The organism is Undibacterium sp. Ji50W (assembly GCF_049340445.1).
Lineage (GTDB): Bacteria > Pseudomonadota > Gammaproteobacteria > Burkholderiales > Burkholderiaceae_D > Undibacterium.
In genome coordinates this window covers 1-3,705 of record NZ_JBMPOX010000037.1, presented here as the reverse complement: position 1 = coordinate 3,705, position 3,705 = coordinate 1, and the positions used below count along the sequence as shown (strand labels likewise).

Below are 3,705 nucleotides of genomic sequence, written 5' to 3'. Positions count from 1 at the left end.
TCACCCGTGGTAGTGTTACCTGTACCGTTGCCGGTGTTGCCTGTCGTACCATCACCCGTGGTAGTGTTGCCTGTACCGTTGCCGGTGTTGCCTGTCGTACCATCACCCGTGGTAGTGTTACCTGTACCGTTCCCGTCACCTGGCGTATTATCCCCACCGTCACCTGAACCAGCCGCAGCTTCGGCAGCAGCGAGGTCATCTTGAGCCGCTGAAAGTTGCTGTTGGGCTATGGCCAGATATTCATAGGACGTATCCCAGGGACTCGGTTTATTATTATCGTCCCATAACGCAATAACCGACTCATAGTAGTCAACAATGCTTTGTGCATTTGCTACCGCCGCTCTCAGGGCATCCAAATTAGACGAACTGGCAGTGGCCATCATCATCGTCATCATCATGGCTTTACCAGCAAGGGCATGGACAGGCTCGACCCAGGTATCGGTCTTGCCGGTGCCGTTGCCCGCGTTGGCGGTAAAGCTATTGTGATTGATGCCCGTCCAGCTATTAAACACCTGGCCATTCACGCGTAGGATGTCGGTCGCAACACCGTCCGTTTCACTCACCACTACCTGGCCACGGGCATCGGTGATCTGGTGTTTGATGGATGTCACATTGGTGTTGCCCTTTACACTGACGTTGACCATCTGTATCTGTTTGCCATTGACGTCATAGCTGTATTGCTGGGTATTCGTGCTATTGGCACCAGACACCCGACTGTTGCTGTAGGCCGATTCAACACGGCTTTGCAAATAGCCTTCGGCCAATGTTTGTTCCAGACTGACATTGACGTGATTGCCTGCAATATCGTCCATGCTGTAGCCACGCAAGTGGCCTGCCGCGTCATAGTTGGTGTAGTTGGCCTGTTGAACGGTTTGCCCCAGCACATTGTTGCGTATATCTTTTCTGATGAGGCCGTTGGCATCGTAATAGTGGGCGTCCTGGGTTGTCGTCTCTGCAAAGGCGGCCAGCTGGCTGACCTGCAAAGCCTGCAGATAACGTGCATCCATACCGCTGTTGATACCTTGCTGGATGAGCCGACCAGCACCGTCATACAAGCGCTGATCCACGACCGTTGCCAGGGCTTGTGGCAAACGGTTACCTTGCGCGTCATAACTGGCCACCGCAATACTGCTGACACGGTTGGCCGCGTCATAGCTGAAGTAACGCGTGATCAGGCCTTCACGCACGACATAGGTGGTGCGACTGGTGTCCGGCTGGCCGTTTGTGCCCAGCGGTATCTGTGCCACCAGTTCCTTACCCCAACTGGTGTCACTGGCTACATTGCCGTTCTTGTCATAAGTCAGCAAGTGGCCTTGCGTGCTGTTTACATTATTGGCGTCCGCAGCACTATTGTTATTGGCCCCTTCGACCAATATCTGCCTTTGCATGCTGTCATAGGCATAGTTATTGTTATGCACGAAAGAAGTGCTGGCCACCGTTTCATGGCTGACGGTATGCATGCTGCCGCTGATACTGACCTGACGGGTGGTTGTACCTGTAGCCTGTGTCTGTTGCACATCGCTTTCATGCGAGAGATTACCGGCCTTGTCATAGCCAAGTGCAGTGAGGTAGTTATCATCCAGTGCTTCAATCAGGGATATCTGGCCCTGGGCGTTATAAGTGAGGCGGGTGTTTTGCAGGCTGATATCGGCCTGGATAGTTTGTTCCCGCGTGTGTTGTCCGGCCAGGTTGTAGCTGTACAGCGTGGTCTTGTCAGTGGCCAGGTCACGGATCTGGGTGACTTGTCCGGCTTCGTTGTAGTGGTAGTTGAGGTTCTGGCCACGGCTATTGGTTTGTTGCAGCAATTGCCCGGCACTGTCATAGCGGTAGCTATAGATAGCACCACCAATGTCTTTGTGGCTTTGTAACTGGCCCTGTGCATTGAACTGCCAGGTGCTGATGTTGCCGTTGGCATCGCGATAAGCGATTTGATGGTCCTGGGTGTCATAGGCATATTGTTCAAACTGGCCCAGTGGTTTCTGGCTGAACACGACATTGCCGCGCAAGTCATATTCAAAGCGTGTGGTTTCACCATTGGCATTGGTCCGGGCGATGACTCGTCCGGCCTGATCATAGCTGATGGTGCTGACCAGGCTTTGGGTACTACCGCTCACATTGCCGGTGCTGGTGTTGTACAGGCCAACCGGATCGCTGCTGGACTGTACCAGGCGACCCAGATGGTCGTACTGATAGCGGATGTGGTTGCCGTTGGCATCCGTCAGGGCAATCTGCTCACCAAAGGCATTATAAACATGGCTGACAATGCCACCATCGGCATTGGTTTCCTTGATCAACTGCCCGCGCGCGTCGTAGCTCATGCGGTTGACATTGCCATTGGCATCCCGGATGGCAATCTGGCGACCCCGGATATCGTAATAGAAGTCGGTAATGGCGCTATTGGCACTTTGCGCACCCGTCGCATCGGGGCTGCTTTGGTGGATCAACTGGTTATTCGCATCGTACTGGTAAGTGGTCACACCACCAAAGCCATTCAAGTCACTGCGGCTGGTGAGGTTACCCCAGCGATCAAAGCTTTGGTGGATGACGGGTGTCTGGCCATCGCGGGTAGGCAAGCTCAGAGTGATGGCACGGCCCAGTGCATCATACTGCGTGCTGCTGCGACGCAAGCCAGACACATGATCTGCCTCTTGTGCAATGGCTATGTTAGCCAATGGGTCACCATTGCCGAAGTTGAGGCTGGCGGTGCTGATACCGGCACTGCTTAAAGTGACAGTCTGGTGGCCTTGTACATCATATTGCATGACCTTGGTGACACCACCGCTGTTGCTGCGCCAGAGATGACCAGCATTGTCATAGTCATAGTGGGCGACCTCGACACCATTGCTGCGCTGGCTGATGGCTTCATCAAAGGCGTTGTAGCTGACTTCGTTGCGCACCACGGCTGTTTGTCCCTGGTTGAGGTAATTAATTTGTGTACCATCAGCGCTAAGTTGGATATTGGAACCAGGCGTAATGGTGGCAGTACGACGACCCAGGGCATCGTATTCATAGGCAGTAAACAGGGTGTGCAAGCTGTCGTTGCTCCACACCGCTTGCCATTGTTTGCCCAAATGGTTTTGCGCATCGTAAGAAGCGAAGTGACTGACACCATTGGCATCCGTACTTTGTACGACATTGCCACGGTTGTCATAACGGGCCAGGCTGATGCGGTCATCGCTGCTAAGACTGGCGGCGACGTAAGTTGTACTGTTCGCAGAAGCTACACCGTTCGCATAGTCGCGTTCGGCGACGACATTTCCATAGGCGTCGCGGCGGTATTCTTTCAGTGTGCTCAGTGCGCCGCCAGATTCTGTCGTGGTACCTGGTTCAACCACTGCTTTGAGGCGACCCAGGGCATCGTAATAACGGTAGCTGCCATTACCCAGGATATCCCAACTGACCACCAGATTACCGATGGCATCGTATTCACTTGTCGTCGTGAGGATGGCGCGATTGCGTTGACCACTGGCGATATCTGTCACGCCATCACTAAACCCGACATTGACGCGGGTCTGGCTGATCTGGCGGTTGGCCTTGTCATAGCCAAAGCCGGTAATGCGGTCATCATCATTGCGGATAGGCAAGACCAGCTTACCATTCCCATCCACACTACCCGCATTGGCATATTCCGTGATTCTGGTGACATTGCCATTGGCGTCATAGATTTTGGAGGTGACATAACCCAGCGCATTGATACTGGCAGTA

At 53.7% G+C, this 3,705-nt stretch carries 1 protein-coding gene; it reads right to left on the bottom strand.

The genetic code is table 11. The annotated features are described in order from the left end of the window. Nucleotides 1–3,705 (bottom strand): hypothetical protein (locus ACO0K9_RS27320; protein ID WP_422990434.1); only part of this gene is annotated, 3,705 nt, incomplete at both ends.